At 36.1% G+C, this 21,630-nt stretch carries 26 protein-coding genes and 1 riboswitch; of the genes, 20 read left to right on the top strand and 6 right to left on the bottom strand.

Going from position 1 to position 21,630, the window contains the following annotated elements; genetic code table 11:
* Positions 1–162: 162 nt before the first annotated feature.
* Positions 163–1,008 carry a MurR/RpiR family transcriptional regulator gene (locus IV88_RS06930; protein WP_057800103.1) on the top strand — a complete coding sequence of 282 codons (846 nt, stop codon included), beginning with the start codon at positions 163–165 and terminating at the stop codon, positions 1,006–1,008.
* On the opposite strand, the gene IV88_RS06925 is transcribed toward IV88_RS06930, so the two are convergent.
* The 3 genes from IV88_RS06925 to IV88_RS06915 all read right to left on the bottom strand — a co-directional run bounded on the left by IV88_RS06925 (position 965) and on the right by IV88_RS06915 (position 2,888).
* A complete protein-coding gene (locus tag IV88_RS06925; protein ID WP_057800101.1) occupies positions 965–1,276 on the bottom strand; it encodes a type II toxin-antitoxin system RelE family toxin in 312 nt (103 codons plus the stop codon). The two genes, IV88_RS06930 and IV88_RS06925, sit on opposite strands and share 44 nt — an antisense overlap.
* Positions 1,273–1,488 carry a DUF6290 family protein gene (locus IV88_RS06920; RefSeq protein ID WP_057800100.1) on the bottom strand — a complete coding sequence of 72 codons (216 nt, stop codon included), beginning with the start codon at positions 1,486–1,488 and terminating at the stop codon, positions 1,273–1,275. Before IV88_RS06920 ends, IV88_RS06925 begins: the two co-directional genes overlap by 4 nt.
* A gap of 161 nt (positions 1,489–1,649) precedes the next feature.
* Positions 1,650–2,888, bottom strand: coding sequence for a hypothetical protein (locus IV88_RS06915; RefSeq protein ID WP_057800098.1), 1,239 nt, complete (start codon positions 2,886–2,888; stop codon positions 1,650–1,652).
* Between the two features lie 266 nt (positions 2,889–3,154).
* Between IV88_RS06915 and IV88_RS06910 the strand changes: the two genes are divergently transcribed.
* The 8 genes from IV88_RS06910 (at position 3,155) to dhaM (ending at position 10,344) form a co-directional block, all read left to right on the top strand.
* Positions 3,155–3,790 (top strand): WxL domain-containing protein, encoded by a 636-nt coding sequence (locus IV88_RS06910; protein ID WP_057800096.1) that lies wholly within the window; start codon positions 3,155–3,157, stop codon positions 3,788–3,790.
* Between the two features lie 25 nt (positions 3,791–3,815).
* Complete coding sequence (locus tag IV88_RS06905; RefSeq protein WP_057800095.1) at positions 3,816–4,817, top strand: WxLIP family cell surface protein; 1,002 nt, start codon at positions 3,816–3,818, stop codon at positions 4,815–4,817.
* A 28-nt stretch (positions 4,818–4,845) separates the two neighbouring features.
* Entirely contained in the window at positions 4,846–5,433 is a 588-nt protein-coding gene (locus IV88_RS06900; RefSeq protein WP_057800092.1) for a WxL domain-containing protein, read from the top strand.
* Between the two features lie 10 nt (positions 5,434–5,443).
* Positions 5,444–5,797, top strand: a complete 354-nt coding sequence (locus tag IV88_RS06895; RefSeq protein WP_057800090.1) for an LPXTG cell wall anchor domain-containing protein — start codon at positions 5,444–5,446, stop codon at positions 5,795–5,797.
* Between the two features lie 81 nt (positions 5,798–5,878).
* On the top strand, positions 5,879–8,290 hold the full coding sequence (locus IV88_RS06890) for a pectate lyase-like adhesive domain-containing protein (RefSeq protein WP_057800088.1): 2,412 nt from the start codon (positions 5,879–5,881) through the stop codon (positions 8,288–8,290).
* An 87-nt stretch (positions 8,291–8,377) separates the two neighbouring features.
* Positions 8,378–9,373, top strand: coding sequence for a dihydroxyacetone kinase subunit DhaK (gene dhaK / locus IV88_RS06885; protein WP_057800086.1), 996 nt, complete (start codon positions 8,378–8,380; stop codon positions 9,371–9,373).
* A 14-nt stretch (positions 9,374–9,387) separates the two neighbouring features.
* Positions 9,388–9,972 (top strand): dihydroxyacetone kinase subunit DhaL, encoded by a 585-nt coding sequence (gene dhaL, locus IV88_RS06880; RefSeq protein WP_057800085.1) that lies wholly within the window; start codon positions 9,388–9,390, stop codon positions 9,970–9,972.
* A gap of 3 nt (positions 9,973–9,975) precedes the next feature.
* Entirely contained in the window at positions 9,976–10,344 is a 369-nt protein-coding gene (dhaM, locus tag IV88_RS06875) for a dihydroxyacetone kinase phosphoryl donor subunit DhaM (protein ID WP_057800082.1), read from the top strand.
* Between the two features lie 179 nt (positions 10,345–10,523).
* Here dhaM and IV88_RS06870 read toward each other — a convergent pair whose 3' ends face one another.
* Together IV88_RS06870 and IV88_RS06865 are read right to left on the bottom strand one after the other, a co-directional pair.
* Positions 10,524–11,291: a DUF4811 domain-containing protein gene (locus IV88_RS06870; RefSeq protein WP_057800081.1), complete on the bottom strand. Its 768-nt coding sequence runs from the start codon at positions 11,289–11,291 to the stop codon at positions 10,524–10,526.
* Positions 11,288–12,769, bottom strand: coding sequence for an MDR family MFS transporter (locus IV88_RS06865; RefSeq protein ID WP_057800079.1), 1,482 nt, complete (start codon positions 12,767–12,769; stop codon positions 11,288–11,290). The genes IV88_RS06870 and IV88_RS06865 overlap by 4 nt, the downstream gene beginning before the upstream one ends.
* 151 nt (positions 12,770–12,920) lie before the next feature.
* Here IV88_RS06865 and IV88_RS06860 point away from each other — a divergent pair, with 151 nt between their 5' ends.
* The 11 genes from IV88_RS06860 to IV88_RS06810 all read left to right on the top strand — a co-directional run bounded on the left by IV88_RS06860 (position 12,921) and on the right by IV88_RS06810 (position 20,889).
* Entirely contained in the window at positions 12,921–13,370 is a 450-nt protein-coding gene (locus tag IV88_RS06860; protein ID WP_057800078.1) for a MerR family transcriptional regulator, read from the top strand.
* Positions 13,371–13,429: 59 nt separating this feature from the next.
* Positions 13,430–13,550: riboswitch (FMN riboswitch) on the top strand.
* Between the two features lie 124 nt (positions 13,551–13,674).
* Complete coding sequence (locus tag IV88_RS06855; protein ID WP_057800076.1) at positions 13,675–14,253, top strand: ECF transporter S component; 579 nt, start codon at positions 13,675–13,677, stop codon at positions 14,251–14,253.
* Between the two features lie 37 nt (positions 14,254–14,290).
* The gene (locus IV88_RS06850; RefSeq protein WP_057800073.1) at positions 14,291–14,818 is read left to right on the top strand and encodes a biotin transporter BioY; all 528 of its coding nucleotides are present in this window, start codon (positions 14,291–14,293) and stop codon (positions 14,816–14,818) included.
* A 5-nt stretch (positions 14,819–14,823) separates the two neighbouring features.
* Entirely contained in the window at positions 14,824–15,378 is a 555-nt protein-coding gene (locus IV88_RS06845) for a GNAT family N-acetyltransferase (RefSeq protein ID WP_057800072.1), read from the top strand.
* Positions 15,379–15,520: 142 nt separating this feature from the next.
* Positions 15,521–15,670, top strand: a complete 150-nt coding sequence (locus IV88_RS06840) for a teichoic acid D-Ala incorporation-associated protein DltX (RefSeq protein ID WP_057800070.1) — start codon at positions 15,521–15,523, stop codon at positions 15,668–15,670.
* A gap of 17 nt (positions 15,671–15,687) precedes the next feature.
* Positions 15,688–17,214, top strand: a complete 1,527-nt coding sequence (dltA, locus tag IV88_RS06835) for a D-alanine--poly(phosphoribitol) ligase subunit DltA (RefSeq protein ID WP_057800068.1) — start codon at positions 15,688–15,690, stop codon at positions 17,212–17,214.
* On the top strand, positions 17,214–18,413 hold the full coding sequence (dltB, locus tag IV88_RS06830) for a D-alanyl-lipoteichoic acid biosynthesis protein DltB (RefSeq protein WP_057800066.1): 1,200 nt from the start codon (positions 17,214–17,216) through the stop codon (positions 18,411–18,413). Before dltA ends, dltB begins: the two co-directional genes overlap by 1 nt.
* 33 nt (positions 18,414–18,446) lie before the next feature.
* The gene (gene dltC, locus IV88_RS06825) at positions 18,447–18,680 is read left to right on the top strand and encodes a D-alanine--poly(phosphoribitol) ligase subunit DltC (protein ID WP_057800064.1); all 234 of its coding nucleotides are present in this window, start codon (positions 18,447–18,449) and stop codon (positions 18,678–18,680) included.
* Between the two features lie 2 nt (positions 18,681–18,682).
* On the top strand, positions 18,683–19,948 hold the full coding sequence (gene dltD / locus IV88_RS06820; protein ID WP_083486864.1) for a D-alanyl-lipoteichoic acid biosynthesis protein DltD: 1,266 nt from the start codon (positions 18,683–18,685) through the stop codon (positions 19,946–19,948).
* Positions 19,949–19,986: 38 nt separating this feature from the next.
* Positions 19,987–20,277, top strand: a complete 291-nt coding sequence (locus IV88_RS06815; RefSeq protein WP_057800062.1) for a nucleoside/nucleotide kinase family protein — start codon at positions 19,987–19,989, stop codon at positions 20,275–20,277.
* Positions 20,278–20,370: 93 nt separating this feature from the next.
* Positions 20,371–20,889: a nuclear transport factor 2 family protein gene (locus IV88_RS06810; protein WP_057800060.1), complete on the top strand. Its 519-nt coding sequence runs from the start codon at positions 20,371–20,373 to the stop codon at positions 20,887–20,889.
* Positions 20,890–20,920: 31 nt separating this feature from the next.
* Here IV88_RS06810 and IV88_RS06805 read toward each other — a convergent pair whose 3' ends face one another.
* The gene (locus IV88_RS06805; RefSeq protein WP_057800058.1) at positions 20,921–21,526 is read right to left on the bottom strand and encodes a nitroreductase family protein; all 606 of its coding nucleotides are present in this window, start codon (positions 21,524–21,526) and stop codon (positions 20,921–20,923) included.
* Positions 21,527–21,630 lie beyond the last annotated feature (104 nt).

The following is a 21,630-nucleotide window of genomic DNA, read 5'->3' as shown; positions in this document are numbered from 1 at the left end:
TAGATAAACTTATCGCTGCCAATCAGCGTAAGCATGCGGCATTTGCAATTAATAGTTATTTAAGATAATTTTATAAATCTAATATTAAAAATAAAAAGTGCTCAAAATTAAATGCTAAATTCATTTGTTTTTGAATGCTTTTTTCAACAAAAGGAAAATAAAATGAATATTTTACTTACGATTAAACAAGAAATGGGATCATTTACTTCGAAGGAATTGGTCTTAGGAAACTACATTCTAAACCAAGCTAATACAGCAGTAAGACAAACAATAGAACAAATGTCACAAGAATCTGGTGTTAGTAATTCGACAATAGTACGTTTTGCTAAACGTTTTTTTCCAGAAGGCGGATTTAAGGAGTTTAAGATAGCTTTAATGCTATCGCTTAAAGATAATGATAATAATCACTTAGATTTGGAAAAGAGTGATAATTTAGACGATGTGGTCAGTAAGATAAATGCTCGTATGGTAAATTCATTTCAAAGAAGTGATGGTTTAAATGCAATAGAATCTTTTAAAGAAGCAATAGCTTATTTGGAGCCGACAGATGAAGTGTTAATCTTAGGCGAAGATATTAACTATTCTTCGGCTGTTAATTTGTCACAAAAGATAAATGCAATGGGCAAGTCGTCGTCATTATTTCAAAACGTAGATACAATTGGCCAAGAACTTTTGCACAGGTCGTATGAAAACTTAGTTATAATAATTATTACTCATAATTTAGATGATAAGCAAAGGAAGCTATTGAGATATGCAAAAGAAAATAGTATTTCTACAATTGTTATTTGTAGAAATACTATTAAAGTTGAATATCAGCCAAAACTTGCAGTATTAAAATATGCAGGTGATCCGAATGAACGTACTTTTGATTACTCAATTACTGAAATAGTATCGCAAAACTACATTATTGAGCTCCTGTACTATGGACTGCTATTTCAAAATATTAAAAAGAGTAAATTAGTCGTTACAAAGTTACGTCATGAAGAGAAACTATTTTGGAGAGACTAGAACTTTTATAAACGTCTTTACGATGTTTTATAAAAAGCACTTCAACTGTGACAGTGTCATCCTTAATCATACAAATAACTCTATAGTCCATAATTCGGTAACGCCAAAGCCCATTTAAATTTGCGCTTAAAGCTTTACCATGAAAATAAGGATTGATTGATTCGTTAATGTGGTCATTAATCCATCGTACAATTATTTTTGCAATATGAGGATCTAGTTTTCGAAGTTGGCGCTTTGTAGAGTTGCTATAAATAACTTTATATCTCATTGGCCAAACTCTTTCATAATATCAGCATTAGAAACAGTTTTATTGTCATCTGTTTTTTTGAATTCTTCATATGCCTTTAAATCTAAATCATCTTCCATTTGGGGAATGATTACGTTGTGGAAATAATCACTAAAAGTCTGATGAGTTACGGATAAGTATTCGGTAACGAGAGCAAGTTCATCGTCACGCAAGCGAACAGTTTTAGTTGCCATATTGAGACACCTCCTCAAATTGAATTTATGTAATGCAATTGTATTACCTTTACTGTATTTTAACATAAACATACTTCTTTCTAAATTAGGAACACTTAAAAATACGTGAGTAAAGGTAAGTAAATTTAAAATGACGACCTCTTTTTGAGATCGTCATTTATTTATCTTTCCCTAATCGGCAATATCACAATTCGATCTGTAATCATCGAATAGGGTCCAACATACATAGAACGCTGTTTACGATATTTATTAGCGCCACTTTCAAATAACAGAGCTAGTCGATTATCATGTGGATTATTTACACTGATTTGTTCAACAGCAGGTGGAACTTGGAACGTTTTGACGCCACCGGCTGGAGCAAAGAAGTCGAATTGAGTACCGGAGTTTTGATTTGGTACTTTTACTAAGATATTTGAATTGGCATCTCCGTTTGATTGGGAGAAGATGCTTAATCCACGAGTAGTAGTTGCTAGACCTTGCATGCGGTCGTAACCAGGAGCCATTGATTGAATCAAGTCATCATCAATTAGCCCTTGGATTGTTTGTTTAGATGAATGATGATTCATGATTTTCTTAAGTTCGGCAATTGAAGGCTGCTTTGGCAAACCTTGCTTGTTAAATGGCATGGTGATAACTGAACGACTATTACGATCCTTTCCATATTTAACAACCACTAATTGATAGTTGAAATAATTTAAACCAGAAGTTTTAGCCGCCCATGGGAGATTAAATGATTTTCCTTTGATCGGCTTTTTTTGTGCTGAAGCATTATGGCTATCTATTTCGTGATCGTTAAACATTAACAACCCGGCGAATTTTTGATGGTCGTTTGATACCCACAAATGTTTGTTTTGATAGTCATAAGTGATACCACCAACGTGTGATTTACTTGGCAAAATAATAGTTCTGACATATTTTTCAGTTGATTTTGAAATCACAAAGATAACTGAATCAAGTTTGTGTTTGCCGTCGTAAGCACTGACGAAGAAGTATTTGTCATTTTGTGCCAATCCTTGAGGAACCCAATCCCGACCTAAAACAGGTTGTTGAGTTTTGTGATTGATTGACCAGGCACCGCGTAGACCAGGGATAACAATACTTTGAATTTGGTCAAAAGAGATATTTGAACCATTGCTACGGCTGACCTGCTGTAAGTCATGTTGAAACTCTTGTTTCGAAATCAATGGTTTTGTATCAGCTTGCCACTTTTTAACTTTTAAATGTGGATAAGAAAAACGATGGGTTTGATAATTATTCTCAATTAAAAAAACTCCACCGCCAATAATTATGAAAATAGCTACAACAAAGGCCATCACCTTGATAGTTAGTCGATTGTCACGATTCATATGTACTGTCCTTTCAAACTTTTTCTTAATTATAACAGCTTGTTCTGTATTCATAAAAAAATCAATCTATCTTCATAAACGATGAAATGCCTTATAAACATTAATAAATAAGTATCTTATTTTTTGTAAGTACACTAAAACGATAACGTTATTGTTTTGAAAAACCTAATAGTTATGATAAGTTATTTTTGAAAGGAAGATAGTAACCGGAACTATCTTAAAAATCAGAACTTAATTCTGAATCAACATGTTGACATTTTCTTTCACTAGTAAGAATCACAATTTAAACAACTACCACACAATAATGGGAGGAAATAGTTATGACTCTGAAAGTAAAATTATTTACAGCACTAGCATTAGGTACGGTTGCAATATCTGGATTGGCTCCAGTAGTGGGACATGCAGAAGAAGTTAGTACAGGTCAAACGCAAGCTGACTTTACAATCCATAAAAATACACATGCGTTGACTCTTGATCAAGCTCCAAATATGAGTTTTGAAAGTTTAGCACTTACAGATATTTTATCAGAGGAAACCGAGACGCAATTAATTGCGTCTACCAGAAGTCGTGCAACTCAAGCCGAAGCTGTAAACAATACATTGAAGATTACAGATACTCATCCGGACGACAAGAAGCCAAACTGGACCTTAAAAGCAGCAATGTCTAACTTTAAAACTAATAAGACTCAAGAATTGAGCACAAGTGGAATAAGTCTAGGTAAGTTAACTGGAGATGGACCTGATATAACTCCAGGAACAACCATTGGGTTGGGTACTGAAGGGACAGTCTTAAGCTATGATGGGAGTGGAGATAATCCAGCTAATAGAACTCTTAAGCTAGGGAGTGATACTAAGCTTCATTTACTTAGAAATTCTCACTTAGATCATGACACTACAGATGCAACTGCTGAGATAACTTGGACATTAGGTACAGATATTAGCACAACTTTAAAATAAGTTTTATGAAAGAAGGTAAGCGACAGTGAAACATAAGTTAATTAGTTTGATAGTACTTTTGGTGTCGGGATTGGCTTTTTGGAACAGTGCACAGCGTTCGGTTTCTGCTGATGGTGCGGGGTTTACAATTCAAGCCAAGCAGCCAGATAATCAACGTGATAAAAAAGCAACTTACTTTGATTTAGACGTTAAGTCGGGCTCAAAGCAGGATTTAAAAGTGGTGGTACATAACCTCACTAATAAAACTAAGACTTTTAAAATTAGTCCGAATGACGCTTTTACGAATGATAATGGTGTTATTGAGTATAGTAAACGCAATCTGTCAAAGGATAAAAGTGCTCAATATACCTTTAGTGAATTAGTAAGTGGTGTCCAAACAGTCAATTTGTCAGCAAAAGAAAAGAAGACGTTAACTTTTAAACTGTCGGTACCTGAAAAAGGTTTTCGTGGCAATATTCTAGGAGGATTCTACGTCACACCTTTAGACAAAGTTGAACCTAATTCTAAAAAAGGAATGGTGTTGCAGAATAAATTTGCGATGCTGCTTGGTGTGAGCTTGCATGGAAAAGGAACTGCAACCCCAAAACTAGAATTAGGTGATGTGAAACCAAAGGTGGTTAACACTCAACCAGTTATACTGGCAAACCTTAAAAATGTTGAACCTGTAGCTTTTGGAAATTTAAACGTTGATGCAAAAGTGACAAAAGTTAATTCTGATAAAGTCTTGTATAAGAACTCAAAACAGAAGATGCAAATGGCGCCGAACACCAATTTTAATTTTCAAGTGCCGTTAGACAATGAGGGCTTTAAAGCAGGCGAGTATACACTACACTTGACGGCTAAGCGAAAAGATAAGGTTTGGAAGTTTACGAAGAACTTTACAATCGCTAGTAATGATACAAAACTAAATAATGGACTTTCTAACTGGAAGAAACCAAATTATACATGGTTATACATTACGATTGCAGTTGTTGTAGCTATTGTGGGTGCCGGCTTAGCATTCTTCTTAGGAAGACGAAAACGCTAAAAGTCAATTAGGAAGCGAGGTTTTAAACATGGCTCCTTCCAAAGCATTATTGGCCTTAGTGAGTATTATAAGTATTCTTATTCCAACTTCCATTCAGGCAAACAGTATAACCACTCAAGGTGATTTTAAGATTAATAATGAAAACACCACACCACTTAGATTGAAGAGTGTTCCGCAATTAAGCTTTGAACGAGTTCCATTGTCATCCTTGCATAATCGAATGCAAACAGAGGTGGTTTCTAATGCTGTTCGACCAAGTTTACAAGGTCACAATTCACATTTAACAGTTAAAGATGAGCGAACTGCTACGGAACGGAGTCAATCTGGTTGGGTGGTTAGTGCTAAGTTAGCTGAGTTACTACATCATAAACAAAAAACAGAAATAGTTAATGCAAGATTGAATATCAAATTTGATAAAATATCGAATCCAATTCAGCTTAGTGGAATGAATACAGATATTTGGAAGCATGCTCCTAAGCCGAATGACCCGCAAACTGAGTATAGTTTAAAGGTCGAGGCTGCTAACATGGTTATTCCTAAACAAAATAAATCTGTCGGCGTGGGAACGTATGAAACCAAAATATTATGGACATTAACGAATTCGATTGGATTCTAGGAGGATTCCTATGAGAAAAATAATTATATTGTTTGTTATAGGATTCCTAATGGCAGTGGGCGTTTCCACTAATAGCTTCGCGGCTGAATCAATCGGCACAGATAGTACTGTTGAAGTTTATGATGACAATGGTGATGGTAATACTGACCACCAAGGTAATGGTAACGAAAACCAAAATAATTCTGACTCTTCTGAACAGAATTTATCAGGCAATCCTAGCGATTGGTGGTCTGATTTAAAATCAGGCAAACTACCTCAAACAGGTGAGTTTAATAACTTGTTGTTACTCTTAATTGGGCTTGAATTATTAGTAATAACTGGATTAATTATTTGGATAAGAAGAAAAAAGCACACTGAAAGCTAATCAAGGGCTGTGACAAAATAAATTTTTGTTCCACAGTCCTTTTACATATAACGTATAGATTTAAAAAATAGGGTGAAGAAGATGAAAAACTTACTAATTATTATCATTATGTTAATAGGATCAATCGGACCGCAAACTGTGATAGCAGCTACAGCAGACAATGTTGCTGAAAGCAGCATAGAAAAAAGCACGGATGAAAGTGCCAACGAAGATAATAAAGATAGTTCAAGTGAAAAACAGATTGAATCTGAGAAAAAGGATCCTTCTGTAGCTGAAGTTGAAAAATGGTCTGAGTTTGTAGAAGCATATAATAATGCTAATGTTCACATGATCAGATTAATGAATAATATTAGTGGTAAAACAAAGTTGAAACTAACCCCACGTACAGAATCTCTTAAGGTGGAAGGAAACCAACATCAGTTAAGTTTGTTAAACATATCCTTGCCATATGCTAAGAGTAATCATCAAACTATACGATTAGAAAAATTAGAAGTGATAGGTGGTCCTGAACAACAATATCTTTTTGAAAGTGATGACAAAAATGCTTTTGATTCATGGAAATTTGAAACTTCTGAGACCACACTGCGAGGAAACATGGAATTGGCTAAAAAGACTAATCCAGATGTTAGTTCTGAGGCAAAGGAATCGGATCAAAGTTCTGATGTAGAGGATATTGAAGATGAAAAAGAAATTTCTGAATTGAATTTTTCGAACCGTAATAGTACTGAAGATGCTTCAAGCAGCGCATCAATGGAGAGTGTTGAAGCTATGAAAGAATCAAGTCCTGAAGAAAAAGAGTCGGATGAAAGTGAATCAAAAGATATTAAAGGTAATACAGTAGAAGCTGCGAACTACGAAGAACTAAAAGCTGCTATTGCAAATCCAGAAGTCTCTTTGATTAAAGTTACAGAAGATATTCAAAGGGCTAAAGAAAAGAATTTTGATAAGATTAATCGATCTCTAAAAATTGATGGCCAAAATCATAAGATTGCAATTGGAAATCAAGAAGTTCGTTTAAATATTGATTCCAAGACTCCAGCAGATCAGAAGCCAGTTTTTACTATTGAGAACGCCACATTGGATAATAATGAAAGTGGACATGGATTTGTAACGGTAGATAGTAATGGTCAGGGAAAATATACTTTGAATTTCAAAAATATTACTACTCAAAAAGGATCTGTTCAGTTGCTAACGAGTGCATTAAAATGTCAGGTTAATTTTGCTGGAAAAATGAATTTACAAACTAAATTGGAAAATGCCGAAGTTGGGTCTTTAGATATTGCTCCAGGTACTAATTATGTTGGTGAAGAATATGGTGGACCATGGTCAATGATTGCTTTTGATGCAAGCAGTCCAGATGGCTCGACCGGTGCTAACAGAACTTTTGAAGTGGGCGATGGAGCAACGGTTGATTTTAAGACAACAGATAGTAGCTCTGGTGATAATAATTACGAACTAATCTTTGGGCATTACAAAAAAATTATAATTGGTGAGAAAGCAACATTTAATGCTCGGTGGGGACATGATATTTTTAGATTTGATGGATACCAATCTGGCACTACAGGAAGCAATAAAAGAAAAGGTGCTGAGATTTTAATCAAAGAAAATGCTGATGTAAGTTTGGATAATAGAGATGACACAACTGGATTGCCGCCAATTAACGCTGACAGTGGTGAAGAAAATTTGGTGACAGTTGAAAAAGATGCCAAGTTAAAGATTACTACTAAAAATATTTATGGGGCAATTGCATTAGACGGTGGACATACGAACTTTGTTGCAAATAGCCCGAAATTAATAGATCTTAAAAATTATGATGAAGAACATAAAGTTGTTAGAACAACAACGAAAAGCAGTCAATTTGATATTAAAAATACCAGTTTGTCATATTGGAGAAATAACATTGATTCTGCAAAACCAGAGGGCTCTCGAGCTAATATAGATCGTATCTCAAGTGTTAAAGGTGATAATTGGGAGAGCGTACCACCTGAGCTAGGTAATGAAATGAATAGTGGTAGCATACAAGTTCAAAGAATTAGAACTGAAGCAGCTGGTGATGAAAAACTAAAATTGGCGTCGGTACCTAAATATATTAATTTTGGTGAACATATTACGTTGAATTCTGGAGATGGAGATGCAGGGATTCAAAAAATGGACGGCAGGTTAGTGATTCAAGATTCGCGTTTTAATCGGCAGCCTTGGCAACTTAAGGCGCGTTTGTCGGAAGGGTTCGGAGGTCCTAAAGATCTCAATAATATACTTTATTATGGCGATCGTTCTGCAGGGACTGGAAGCGGAAATGTTCCAATAACTACACAATCCACCAAGATTATTAGTGAAACAAATACCGAGGAAGAATTTGAAGCATCAAAAGATTGGAACGATAAATTTGGTCTGAACTTGCAGTTTAGAAATGTGGGCAATGAAATTGATTTAGTTGGAAAGTATTCTGGTACAATCACATGGGAACTTGAAGATGCAGTGAATCCAGACTAATAATCTGGATTCTTTTTGTTTTGTTTTTGAAAGCGCCACCATCTATAATAAAGAGGTAGCCAAAAAAAGAATGGAGGAATGAGACAAATGAAGAAAATTATTAATGACCCTGGTAACGTAGTTCCTGAAATGGTGCAGGGACTAGTACGGAGTAATAGTGACATTGTTGAATTGATTCCAAATACTGAAGCAGTAGTACGGGCAGACAAAGAGAGCATGAAAGGCAAAGTTGGAATTGTAAGTGGTGGCGGTAGTGGTCACGAGCCAACTCACGCAGGATTTGTTGGAAAAGGAATGCTTTCAGCGGCTGTCTGTGGTGAAGTTTTTACATCACCAACACCAGATCAAATTTTTGAAGCAATTAAGGCTTCTAACACTGGTTCTGGAGTTTTCTTAGTTATTAAAAACTATTCTGGTGATGTGATGAATTTTGAAATGGCGCAAGATATGGCTGAAATGGAAGATATTCCCGTTAAGTCTGTCGTTGTTGATGACGATATTGCGGTTGAAAATAGTACGTATACTCAAGGACGTCGTGGTGTTGCTGGCACCTTATTTATGCATAAAATTCTCGGTGCAGCTGCCGACTTAGGCGCTTCACTTGATGATTTAGAGGCCTTATCAAAACAAGTGCTACCTAATATCAAAACTATCGCAGTTGCCTTAAGTGGAGCAACGGTTCCCGAAGTAGGTAAGCCTGGATTTACACTAGCCGATGATGAAATTGAGTATGGTGTGGGAATTCATGGTGAACCTGGATATCGTCGTGAAAAACTTCAACCATCAAAAGCTTTGGTGGAAGAACTAGTTGGCAAGTTAAAGGCTGAATTCAATTTTAAACCAGGCGAAAAATATGCCGTAATCGTCAATGGAATGGGAGCAACACCATTAATGGAACAGTATATTTTCATGAACGATGTTTTAGATAAATTGGCTGATGAAAAACTAGAAGTTGTATTTACTAAAGTAGGTAATTTGATGACATCACTTGACATGGCTGGTATTTCACTCAGTTTATTCAAGATTGAAGACGACCGTATGGTTGATGGCTTGAAACATGAAGTCAAAACAATTGCGTGGTAGAGAGGAAGAATAAAATGGCATTAACAGTTGAACAAGCAAAGACTTGGTTAGAAGATTTTTATACTGAAATTGAAGCTCAAAAGCAGTATCTTAGTGATCTTGATACTCCAATTGGAGATGGTGATCATGGCAACAATATGGCTCGTGGAATGACAGCTGTGCATGAAGATATCAGTGATGCGGATTTTGCCAGTGTTAGCGATCTATTTAAGAAGGTCGCAATGGATTTAATTAGCAAGGTTGGTGGAGCTTCGGGACCGCTGTACGGTACGGCCTTTTTAGAAATGAGTAAGACAGCAGCGGGATCGACGGAACTGAAAGATCTTGTTTCTGCGGCCTTAGCTGGGATTGAAAAACGTGGTAAGGCTACTACCAATGAAAAGACGATGATTGATGTTTGGTCACCAATGGCTGAAAAATTAAATAGTGATGAAGCAGTTAGTGAAGCTGATATTGATCAATTTGTTGAATCGACTAAAGATATGGTTGCTACCAAGGGTCGTGCTTCTTATCTGGGTGAACGTTCGGTTGGACATATCGATCCCGGTGCAATGTCATCCGGATATTTACTCAAAGCTTTAGTGAAAGTGGGGGCTTAATATATGGCATACGGTGTTGTAATTGTTTCTCACGTTGAACAAATTGCTGAAGGGGTTAAGAATTTAATTTCTCAAGTAGCAGCTGATGTTCCAATCACGACAGCTGGCGGAACCGACGACCATCAAGTTGGAACCAGTATGGAAAAGATTCAAAAAGCATTTGATGATAATAGTGCCGATGAAATTTTAGCATTTTACGATTTGGGCAGTGCCAAGATGAATCTTGAAATGGCAATTGAGTTTACAGACAAGCAAATTCATTTATACGATGTAGCTCTAATTGAAGGATCGTACACTGCAACTGCTTTATTGGAGGCAGGAACTAAGTTGGACGATATTGAAGTTCAGCTGAAACCACTCAAAATTAAATAATCTTGAGGACACAAAAATAGCGCAAAACCTTTAACGGTCTTGCGCTATTTTTCATAGTGTAAATCGGGAAATTAAGACTGATTCCTGTGCTTAGCTACGAAAACCCAACGATTCCAAGTACGAATCATTCGGTTTCCTATGCTATGCTCAGAATCAAACCGTCTTATTTTCCACTCAATTTATTTACTTTGTTTAGCTTCATCAATCATCTTTTGCATTGCTTCGGCTTGGTATTTAGCTGCAGCTTCTTTGGCTGCTTTCTTACCAGTTTCTTGCATAAGTTTTTGACGATCTTGAGGACTCATGGTTGGGTCCTTCTTCATGGCTGCCATAACAGTTTCTTTAACAGTCTTTTCGACTTCAGCTTTAACAACTTTCTTACCTTCAGTCTTCATCTTAGCTTGATTTTCTTTAGCTAATTTTTGAAGTTTAGCAGCTTGAGTTGTTGAAAGTGAGAGCCAGTCCTTAGGAATATAGAAGGTGTTATCACGACGGATTAGCTTGTCATTATTATCGGCAATACCAAACCAGAATTTATAAGCACCGTTCTTGTATTCCCAACGGGTTGTCTTAGATTCAAGACGTGGATCACCAGTTGTTGTTTTAACTTTATTGTAAGTGTCATTTACATTAGTATGGCCAGGTTTCTTTTGAGACTTGTCATGCTTGTAAATGTAAACTCGTTCAGTACCTTTAGAGCCAATGTTTTTGTATAAAATCATCGACATTTGTTTTGAAGGTGAGACGGAGTAAACATCTTCAGTAGAAGTTTCTGTAACTTTGTGCATGCCAAGGTGTTCACGGTCATTTGCAACCATTGCAATCATACTACCAATTACAGTAGCTGCTAGTAGCAAAGATACAATCAAACGTGGCCAGAACTTTGAAATCAAAGTCATTGAAAGAAATAGACAGATGGCAGCAATTATTAATAGGAAAATTATCATTTTGCAGCACCTCCGTTATTTGATGATACTTTAACGTCGTGACCGGCACGGCTACTTACAAAGAATGAAACTACTAAACCTACAAAACAGAATAGGATAGCAACCCAGAAAGTAGCGTGGTAACCAGAAACAGTAGCGTTGAGTGCTTGATCACGGTAAGCCAATGGCGTCTGTGACAAAATGTGTTTTGCAGGCATTTCGTTCCTAGTAACATTAGTCAAGATACTTACTAAGATAGCAGTACCAACTGAACTAGCAACCTGACGCATTGTATTATTAACAGCAGTTCCGTGACCCATCATGTTAAATGGTAGAGCATTCATACCTGAAGTTGTAACAGGCATCATAGTCATCGCAACACCAGCCATACGAACGGCATAGAGCACGATTAGATATAACATTGGAGTTGTCTTTGTGATAAAGGCAAATGGAATTGTACCAGCGGTTAATAAGAACATACCAGTGATAGCTAAACGACGAGCACCAATACGGTCAAATAGACGACCAGTGATTGGACTGAAGACGGCCATCATCAAAGCACCCGGTAAAAGAGTTAATCCAGAATGGAAGGCTGTTTCACCACGTACAATTTGAATATATAGTGGCATAACCATTTCAACACCAACCATGGCCATCATTGAAACAGAACTCAAAACGGCTGAGATTGAGAATGCAGGAATTTTCAAAACTCGAAGATCCAAGAATGGTTTCTCGATGGAAAGTTGGCGCCATCCAAATAGAATAACGACAATTATACCAACGACTAAAGTAGAGATAACAATGGTGCTACCCCATCCTTTGTCTCCAACTTCAGAGAATCCGTAGAGTAAACTACCAAATCCAACGGTTGAAAGAAGAGCTGAAAGCCAATCAAGTTTAGTCTTGCTAGTTTCCAAAACATCTTTCATAAACCAGAAGCCGGCGATTAGAACGACAACAACGATTGGGATGATCATTCCGAATAATGTTCTCCATTGATAGTTATCAATGACCCATCCAGAAAGTGTTGGTCCAAGAGCAGGAGCCACACCGATAACTAATCCAGCAAGTCCCATGGCAGCACCACGAGAGTTGGCAGGGAAGATTGAAAGCATCAAAGTTTGTAGTAATGGCATTGAAATACCAACTCCGACAGCTTGAATCAAACGTCCAGCTAATAGGAAGGAAAAGTTGGGAGCTGTGTAACAAGTGATTGTTCCAATTAAGAATACCAACATTGCTGATAGGTATAATCTCTTAGTTGGAATACGACTTGTTAGCCAAGCACTGATTGGAATCATAATTCCGTTTACCATCAAGAATCCAGTGGTTAACCATTGAACAGTTGAGGTGTTAATATCGAAGGCCTTCATTAATGTAGGAAAGGCGGTCGTCAAAATAGTTTGGTTCAAAACGGTACAGAAAGTACCAATAAGTAGGACAGCAACCATCAGTCCACGACTGTATGATTTACCATGTGCATCTACTGCAGGTTCCATATTCGACATCTCTTTTCAAAAAAATTTAACTTGATTAATATAGTCTTCTAAAAAATGTTTGTCAACTTATTTGACAAAGATGTGAAAAAAGATACAATTACTGTTAAATAAGTTAACTCGTTAAAAAGTAAATAGATTGTGAGGAGCATTAATGGAAACCCCAACTGATAGATTTAGAAAGGTCAAAAATCTTATTGACCAGGACGCACTGCTTTTGAGCATTGGTGACGTGGCTACCGCAACTGGTGTATCAACTCGTCAAATTAGATATTGGGAGAAAAAGGGATACATCAATTCCACTTTATCTGAATCAGGCCAACGCAAGTTTACCTATTTTGAGCTTTTGACTGTAGGTATGATTCAATCCAGAATTGAGGCAGGATATACTTTATCTGGAGCTGTTAAAGAAGTCCAGGAAACTTCTGGCGTCTTTAAAGAATTGCGCAAATTTTTGCAGGAAAGAATGGACCAAGTTAATGAAATTTCTACGGGATATGAATTTGATTTAGGAGAAGTAGAAGGCGTGGACGAAAACAAGCATTTATTCCTTTCCCTGGAAAAAGGTCATAAACGTAGCTTTAAAGTTAAGAAATGCAAATAGTTGACTAACAATGATGGAACTTATATTATGATGCTGAAATACTTAACAATTTAAGAGGTTCATCTTCAAGGGGCAGGGTGTAATTCCCGACCGGTGGTATAGTCCATGACCCGTCTACGGACGGCTGACTCGGTGTAATTCCGAGACCGATAGTTAAAGTCTAGATGAAATAGAAGAATGAATTTATTTAAGCAATTAACCTAGTCAATAAAAGATTAAGCTTAAGCCGATGCCCCCGCGCATTGGCTTTTTTGTTTAAATAAAATCCAAGAGGGTGCTCCCCTAATCATAGGAGGGTAATGTTATGGGTGTTTCTAGATTGAATAAGGTGATTATTGTGGCAATGCTAGCCGCAGTATCATTTGTACTGTTATTTATTGGTTTTCCGGTGTTACCAGGATTTCCGTTTTTGAAGGTCGACTTTGCAAATGTTCCAATATTAATTGGAACGGTGCTATTTGGACCATGGTGGGGAATGGCAACGGCTGGTGTGGCTGGTTTATTAGATATTATTTTTAAGGATGCTAATCCGGTTGGCATCTTAGGAGTTATAGCTAATTGGATGGCTGCAGCTTTGTATGTTCTACCTATTTACTATTGGATGCGTGGTAGTGAAAGCCTTGATCATAAAAAGCGTGATCGTAAGCTAGCTATGGGTATTATTATTGGAACCTTGCTGATGACTCTGATTATGAGTCTTGCTAATTTGTTCATATTATTACCACTTTATATGAAGTTAGCTAGTTTCCAAATCAGTATCTCTACTTTGAAGATGGTGTTGTTCGGAGTAGTTCCATTTAATTTAATTAAGGGAATTATTGTTGGAATTGTTATAGTTTTAGTATATTTCCGTCTGATTCCGATTTTACGTAAAAACGCATGATATAATATCTCCAATTCGAATAGAGATGGGGATTGGGATGCGTAATCAAACAACAAATATGATAACGCGAGCAGCTCTTTTGCTCGCGTTTTTAATTGCAATGGCTTTTATACCACCAATCAATTTGGGATTTTTACCAGTTCCACTAGCAGTTCAAAGCTTTGGAATCGTATTAATTTCACTTTTACTTCCATTACAGTGGGTATTTTATACAATAGGTAGTTTTTTGATTTTAGTTTTATTAGGAGTGCCAGTTTTAACCGGAATGCGCGGTGGAGCCGGATTATTCGTTGGTCCTACTGCTGGATATTTAATCGGTTACTTGCTATGTAGTTTAATACTAGCTTGGTGGTCCAATGATACAGATGAGTTATGGATAACGATATTTAAAACATTTTTAGTAACGGCTCTGGGACTTAATTTTATTGGAGCGATTGGAATGCATTTTACAACAGGTGTAAACTTACCAAAAGCAATCATGCTTTGTAGCGTATTTATTATTGGAGATACGCTGAAATCAATAGTTGCATCATTAGTATGGCAACGGTTAAAAATTCGGAGGTAATGCTTATGACTTTAAAAGAACAGATATTATTATTTCAACATTTAGAGACGGAAAGATTAATTCTCCGTCCAGTGAATTTGGATGATGTAAATGATATGTTTGAATACATGAGTGATCCAGAAGTTGCTCATTTTGTTACTTTTGATGTTCACAAAGATGTGGAAGAATGCCGTGATTCTGTTTTAGGTTATTTTATGGCTAATCCAACGGGAAAATGGGCAATTGAAGATAAACATCTACATAAAATGATTGGTACCATTGATATGCGGATTGATGAATCTACTAAATCTGCTGAAATCGGCTATGTGTTAAATCGTTCATTCTGGGGACAAGGTATTATGCCTGAAGCAGCTCGTGAATTACTACAAGTTGGATTTGATGAATTGGGACTAAATCGCATTTTTGCAACATATAATGCTAAAAACACTAAGTCTGGTCGTGTAATGCAAAAGATTGGGATGCAAAAAGAAGGAGTACTGCGTCAAGGAGCTGTGATTAAAGGCGAGTTAATTGATAAAGTCTATTACAGTATTTTAAAATCTGAGTACCACAGTAATTAATTTGTTATAAAAATGGGACTTAATCTTTAAGAAAAAATTAACTCCTTATAATTTGGGTTAACTGGTGGTATAGTTAACCTTATATGTTACAATTTAATTACATCAATTTTTACTTAACAAAATCTTAGTTGGGGGGATTAAGATGGTTAATTTTTTCAAGAACCTCTGGGCAAGGGATTCAGTTAAATTTATCGTCCGCACAGTATTCTACTTTGCAGTAATGCTCGTGCTAGTCTATCTATATGGCTATAGCGGAATGAGTGGCGGTACGTTCATTTACAACGAATTTTAATCCAGGGGGAATTAAACATGTCTAATATAACTGATGTTATAAAAACAATCGACCAAGTAGCGACTGCTGAACCTAGCCGTGTTGCCTACGATTATTTAGGTCAAACAAATACGTACGCTGATTTAAAAGAACTTTCAGATAACTTAGCAAGTAAAATAGTTGCAATGGACCTCGAAGAAGGTGCACCAATCATGGTTTATGGTGCTCAAACATTCGAAGTGATTGCGACATTTTTGGGTGTCGTTAAAAGTGGTCACGCATATATTCCAGTTGATCAACACTCACCTGCAGAACGTCTAGAAATGATTCAACAAATTGCTAAACCCGCTGCATGTATCGCAGTTGAAGATCTTCCTATCTCATTAGGTGATTTACCTATATTAGAAGGCTCAGATTTACAAGATGCCTTGCATACAAAAGGTGCAATTAGTGCTGATCATTTTGTTAGTGGTGATGATAACTACTATATTATCTTCACTTCTGGTACAACCGGAATGCCAAAGGGAGTCCAAATTAGCCATGATAACTTACTTAGTTTTGTAAACTGGGAAGTTAATGACTTTGCACTTCCAGAACATCCAGTAAGTCTTTCACAACCACCATACTCATTTGATTTATCAGTTATGGATCTTTATCCAACATTGGTAATGGGTGGAACTTTGAAGGCTGTACCTAAGCAAGTAACAGATAATTTTAAAGAATTGTTTGAAATGTTACCAAAACTTGGTTTAAATGTTTGGGTTTCTACTCCATCATTTATGGATATCTGCTTGTTGCAACCAACATTTGATGCTGAACATATGCCCGGTTTGACTCGTTTCTTATTCTGTGGTGAAGAATTAACACATACCACAGCACAAAACTTAAAGAAACGTTTCCCAGATGCAATGATTTTCAATACTTACGGTCCTACTGAAGCAACTGTTGCTGTTACAGCTGTTGATATTAATGAAGATATTCTAGCAAAATACGATCGTTTACCAATCGGAAAAGCTAAAGAAGACACTTTGATTTATATCTCAGACGAAAACGATGAAGCAGTTGAAAATGGTACTGAAGGTGAACTGATTATCTCAGGTCCTAGTGTTTCAAAAGGTTATCTAAATAACCCTGAAAAAACAGAAAAAGCTTTCTTTGAGCGTGATGGCAAACGTGCTTACCGTTCTGGTGATTTAGCAGTCATGGATGAATCAGAAATGATTTTCTACCGTGGCCGTACAGACTTCCAGATCAAGTTGCATGGTTACCGAATTGAGCTTGAAGAAGTTAACCATCATTTGAGTAACAACAGTCTTATTAAACAAGGAATTTCCGTTCCAAAATATGATAAAGACCACAAGGTTGCTCAATTAATGGCTTATGTTGTTCCTGAAGAAAACGACTTTGAAACACCAATTAAGTTAACGGTAGCTATCAAAGAAGAATTAAAGGACAACATGATGGAATACATGATTCCAAATCGATTTATTTTTGTCGACAGTTTACCGCAGACTGCTAACGGAAAGATTGATATTAAAAAAGTTATTAGTGAGGCTAACAGTTAATGGTTTCTTTAACCCCATACGAAAATCCGTCTTATTTCTTAATGTTATTTGTGGCTCTTCTTCCAATTGTAATTGGGTTATTAGCAGGTAGAAAGTTTCATTGGTATGAAACTTTAGTTTCATTCTTCTTCTTGTTAATGACATTTGGAGGTCCCAAGTGGCACCAAGGATTAGCGTTAATAGGATATTTAGTTTTTGAAATGATTCTAGTAACGCTCTATGATCGATATCGCAAACAGAAGAACGATACTTGGGTATTCGTTTTAGCGGTTCTGTTGGCGATTGCACCGCTAGTGGTTGTTAAGATGACACCACTACTAGCTCATGGTGGAAATGCCATTATTGGATTCTTAGGTATTAGTTATCTAACTTTCAAGGCTGTACAAACTGTGATGGAATTACGTGATGGAACCTTAAAAGATTACAATCCATGGTTCTTCTTACAATTCATGGCGTTCTTTCCAAGTATTTCATCAGGTCCTATTGACCGTTATCGTCGTTTTAGAAACGATTACGAAAAGGTTCCGGATCGTGATAAATACCTCGGTATGTTACAAAAAGGTGTTCACTATATATTCTTAGGATTTGTTTATAAGTTTATGTTGTCCTACTTCTTTGGAACATTCTTGTTACCAAGATTTGAGAAAACTGCAATGGCTACCCCAGGACTTTCGTGGGCACTAGTCGGAGTAACATATATTTATAGTATGTATTTATTCTTTGATTTTGCGGGTTACAGTTTGTTTGCTGTTGGTACTAGTTACTTTATGGGCATCGAAACCCCAATGAACTTTAAGAAGCCATTCTTGGCTCACAATATTAAAGAGTTCTGGAATCGGTGGCACATTACTTTGTCATTCTGGTTCCGTGATTTCATCTATATGAGACTGGTATTCTTCTTCATGAAGAAGAAAGTCTTCAAGAGTCCTAAAACAACTGCAAATGTTACTTATATTTTAAATATGGGATTAATGGGATTCTGGCATGGTTTGACATGGTACTACATTCTTTACGGATTCATTCATGGTTTTGCTTTAGTAGCAAATGATTGGTGGATTGCAGTTAAGAAGAAACATCCAGGTCGGATTCCACACAATAAGTTTACAGAAGCCTTTGCGATTTTTATGACATTTAACTTTGTTTGTTTTACATTCCTGATTTTCTCAGGATTCCTAGACAAACTACTATTTGCAAGATAATTTAAATTTTTAAAATAAAAGGGGATAAATATTATGGATACAAAAGAAACTGTATTATCAATTCTACAAGACTTAACAGGAACAGATGTTAGTGACGCAATGGACGATAACCTTTTTGACTCAGGTTTACTTGACTCAATGGGAACTGTTCAATTATTACTACAATTACAAGGACAATTGGGTATTGATGTACCTGTTTCAGAATTTGAACGTACAGAATGGGATACACCAAACAAAATTATTGCTAAAGCTGAGAGCATGAAGTAGTCGTGAAAAAAAAGCTTTGGATGATATTTGGACCGCTAGTTGTAGCGGCAATAGTATTGTTAGGACTTTTATTTTCCCCATTCAAAATAAATCGCATCAATAAGACGACCGAACGACAAGCAGCTACATCGCTGTCACCTAATGTATTAAAGGGTGAAGCCATTAAGAAGGCCGCATTATCACATAAAGAGTATGTGCCTTTCTTTGGTTCTTCAGAGTTTTCTCGTTTTGATGTAACACATCCTTCAGTGCTGGCAACTAAATATGATCGTAACTACCAACCATTTTTGATGGGTGCTCCTGGTACTCAATCGTTAACGCATTATTTCCAGATGCAATCGATTAACAAAGAATTGACTAATCGCAAAGCAATCGTGGTTATTTCACCACAATGGTTTGTTAAAAAAGGTACTGATCCAAAGGCATTTTCATTTTACTTTTCAACGTTACAAGCGGCTAATTTCTTGTTAACACAAAAGGGAACGTATACTGAACAAGTCGCTGCAAAACGATTATTGTCAATGCCTTCTGGTCATGCTAATGACCAAGTAGCGTCAGCCTTACAGCGTGTGGCTGATGGTAAGAAGATTACTAAGTTTGATCGATTCTACTTAAAGAACTTATATCACATGGCTCGTCAAGAAGATCGTCTCTTCTCAAGTATTCGTTTATCAAATAACGATGAAAAAGTTGAGAAACAAGCTAAAGATCTTCCCGCTAAAGATGATTCCAAAGCCATTGAAAAAGAAGCAATTCGTCAAGGTAAAGAAGATACTACAAACAATGATTTTGGTATCAAAAATGATTTCTATAAGCGTCGTCTTTCAAAGAAAATTAACAAGTTTAAGAACTTTGAAAAAGACTTCAATTACACAGAGTCACCTGAATTTGCTGACTTCCAAATGGTATTGAATCAATTTGCTGAGGATCATACTAATGTTATGTTCATCATTCCACCTGTTAATGAGAAATGGGCTAAATATACTGGATTATCACAATCTATGTTAGATGGCTTTAGCATGAAGATTAAGTACCAACTTCAATCACAAGGATTCAACAACATTGTTGACTTGTCACAAGATGGTGCAAAACCATACTTCATGCAAGATACAATTCATTTAGGCTGGACTGGATGGTTAGATGTTGATAAACATATCCAACCATTCATCAAGGACAAACAACCAAAACCTAACTACAAGATGGATAACAAATTCTATTCTCACAAATGGCAATTCTTGAATCCAGATGATTTAAGTAGTTACAAATAATTTTTAAAGAGGATTGCTCCTTATGAGCGATTCTTTTTTTGGATATTGATAGTAAAACAATCGTTTTGGTGGAAGGAATGTTGTTATTTAAAAATGAGTTGAATCAGTATTTTGATTATAAAGTTTTTCTAGATGTTAGTGGTACAGAAATACTAAAACGTGGTAAGCAGAGGGACGTGCCAAAATTTGGGTTAGGTATTTTACAGAAATATCGAGAAAGATACATACCTGTTTATCATAGATATCTAGAAATTGATAAGCCAATAACTAGCGCCCATATGGTAATTGATAACAATAATATTGAGGATCCTATAATTCTTAAAAAATAAATTTTAATTTCGGGTTGATATTTAAGTACCTAACTAATATAATACTAATGAACTTTAGTTTGGTACCTACGTATCATGAAAGAAGGAATTAAAATGATGTTACCAATTAATGAAAATAACAATAAAAATATTAAAAATATTAATCAAAATAACGAACAAAATAGCACTCCGAATACTCAACAAGTAAAACGAATCGAGCAAGTCTTTACAAATCAAGAGATTAGTCAGGTTGTTTCACGTTTATTAAAAGAGATTGAGCATCACAAGTTTGATCCCAAACCATTAAATAATTTTCTAACAGATGATGTTGAACTTGAAATTGATGGTCAAGTTGCTAGTGGTCGTTCTGATGTTGAGGAAATGTTGGAAGATTACTTTGAACAATTCTCAGTTAACATGTTTATGACTACTGATTTCACAAGTGATGTGGATAGTGACTATGTGGCTGAGTTTCAGACTAACTTTACTTCAATCCATGAACCATTCATTGCACCAGCTAACGTGTTAGATGCGTATGAAGAACATATTGGTGTAATCTTTGGACAAGCTGAATTAGATGAAGATGGTTGGAAGATTAGCAACCTGACAATCGACAACAAAGTGATTAGATAATAAAAAGCAGCCCACAGGGCTGCTTTATTTATTATTTAAATACTTTAAAACGATCTTCATCTGACATATATTCTTTTTCACCAGCAGGTGCTTCAATTGAACCAAATGGCATTTGAGAACGAAGTGTCCAGTTTTCTGGAATATCAAATTCTTTACGAACTAGTTCATCGATTAGTGGATTGTAATGTTGTAGTGATGCTCCAATTCCATTTTCAGCTAATGTGATCCATGTTCCAAGGTTAATGTTACCTTGAGTTTGTTCAGACCAGTTAGGGAAGTTGTCAGCATATAATGGAGCAGCTTCTTGTAATCCTTTAACAACGTCTTCGTCCTTGTAGAATAAGATTGTTCCAAATCCAGCACGGAAGCTGTTTTCAATCTTATTCACAGTATTTTGATAGGCTTCTTCTGAAGGAACTTCGCTCTTTAAACGTTCTTCAACAATTTTCCACAAACGATCGTGGTTCTTGCCAAATAAGAATACGGCACGTGTTGATTGACCATTGAATGCTGTAGGTGATTCTTTAATCACTTGTTCAACTAAATCAATGATTTCGTCAGGAGATTGTGAAACGTTCTTTCCTAAGTTGTAGATTGTACGGCGTTGCTTTAATAAATTAAGATAATCTGATTTCATGTGATAGACCCTCCGATATTTTTTACTATGTTGATAAGTATAACAACTTACGAAAAGTAAGTAAAGAATATCTTTTGCATAGCGTAACTTAATTGTGGGTGGAA

Source organism: Pediococcus argentinicus (assembly GCF_001437605.1).
In the GTDB taxonomy this organism is placed as follows: domain Bacteria; phylum Bacillota; class Bacilli; order Lactobacillales; family Lactobacillaceae; genus Pediococcus; species Pediococcus argentinicus.
Note: the sequence above shows the minus strand (reverse complement) of the source record. Positions and strands in the feature narration are given on the sequence as shown.

Bases quoted from the DNA above. Each gene is read 5' to 3' on its own strand.
- IV88_RS06930 (WP_057800103.1), top strand. From the start codon at position 163: ATGAATATTTTACTTACGATTAAACAAGAAATGGGATCATTTACTTCG.
- dltB (WP_057800066.1), top strand. From the start codon at position 17,214: ATGGTTTCTTTAACCCCATACGAAAATCCGTCTTATTTCTTAATGTTA.
- IV88_RS06840 (WP_057800070.1), top strand. From the start codon at position 15,521: ATGGTTAATTTTTTCAAGAACCTCTGGGCAAGGGATTCAGTTAAATTT.
- IV88_RS06805 (WP_057800058.1), bottom strand. From the start codon at position 21,526: ATGAAATCAGATTATCTTAATTTATTAAAGCAACGCCGTACAATCTAC.
- IV88_RS06915 (WP_057800098.1), bottom strand. From the start codon at position 2,888: ATGAATACAGAACAAGCTGTTATAATTAAGAAAAAGTTTGAAAGGACA.
- IV88_RS06810 (WP_057800060.1), top strand. From the start codon at position 20,371: ATGATGTTACCAATTAATGAAAATAACAATAAAAATATTAAAAATATT.
- IV88_RS06855 (WP_057800076.1), top strand. From the start codon at position 13,675: ATGGGTGTTTCTAGATTGAATAAGGTGATTATTGTGGCAATGCTAGCC.
- IV88_RS06910 (WP_057800096.1), top strand. From the start codon at position 3,155: ATGACTCTGAAAGTAAAATTATTTACAGCACTAGCATTAGGTACGGTT.
- IV88_RS06920 (WP_057800100.1), bottom strand. From the start codon at position 1,488: ATGGCAACTAAAACTGTTCGCTTGCGTGACGATGAACTTGCTCTCGTT.
- dhaK (WP_057800086.1), top strand. From the start codon at position 8,378: ATGAAGAAAATTATTAATGACCCTGGTAACGTAGTTCCTGAAATGGTG.
- IV88_RS06860 (WP_057800078.1), top strand. From the start codon at position 12,921: ATGGAAACCCCAACTGATAGATTTAGAAAGGTCAAAAATCTTATTGAC.
- IV88_RS06850 (WP_057800073.1), top strand. From the start codon at position 14,291: ATGCGTAATCAAACAACAAATATGATAACGCGAGCAGCTCTTTTGCTC.
- dltC (WP_057800064.1), top strand. From the start codon at position 18,447: ATGGATACAAAAGAAACTGTATTATCAATTCTACAAGACTTAACAGGA.
- IV88_RS06865 (WP_057800079.1), bottom strand. From the start codon at position 12,769: ATGGAACCTGCAGTAGATGCACATGGTAAATCATACAGTCGTGGACTG.
- IV88_RS06845 (WP_057800072.1), top strand. From the start codon at position 14,824: ATGACTTTAAAAGAACAGATATTATTATTTCAACATTTAGAGACGGAA.
- IV88_RS06890 (WP_057800088.1), top strand. From the start codon at position 5,879: ATGAAAAACTTACTAATTATTATCATTATGTTAATAGGATCAATCGGA.
- dhaL (WP_057800085.1), top strand. From the start codon at position 9,388: ATGGCATTAACAGTTGAACAAGCAAAGACTTGGTTAGAAGATTTTTAT.
- dhaM (WP_057800082.1), top strand. From the start codon at position 9,976: ATGGCATACGGTGTTGTAATTGTTTCTCACGTTGAACAAATTGCTGAA.
- IV88_RS06900 (WP_057800092.1), top strand. From the start codon at position 4,846: ATGGCTCCTTCCAAAGCATTATTGGCCTTAGTGAGTATTATAAGTATT.
- IV88_RS06925 (WP_057800101.1), bottom strand. From the start codon at position 1,276: ATGAGATATAAAGTTATTTATAGCAACTCTACAAAGCGCCAACTTCGA.
- dltA (WP_057800068.1), top strand. From the start codon at position 15,688: ATGTCTAATATAACTGATGTTATAAAAACAATCGACCAAGTAGCGACT.
- IV88_RS06895 (WP_057800090.1), top strand. From the start codon at position 5,444: ATGAGAAAAATAATTATATTGTTTGTTATAGGATTCCTAATGGCAGTG.
- IV88_RS06870 (WP_057800081.1), bottom strand. From the start codon at position 11,291: ATGATAATTTTCCTATTAATAATTGCTGCCATCTGTCTATTTCTTTCA.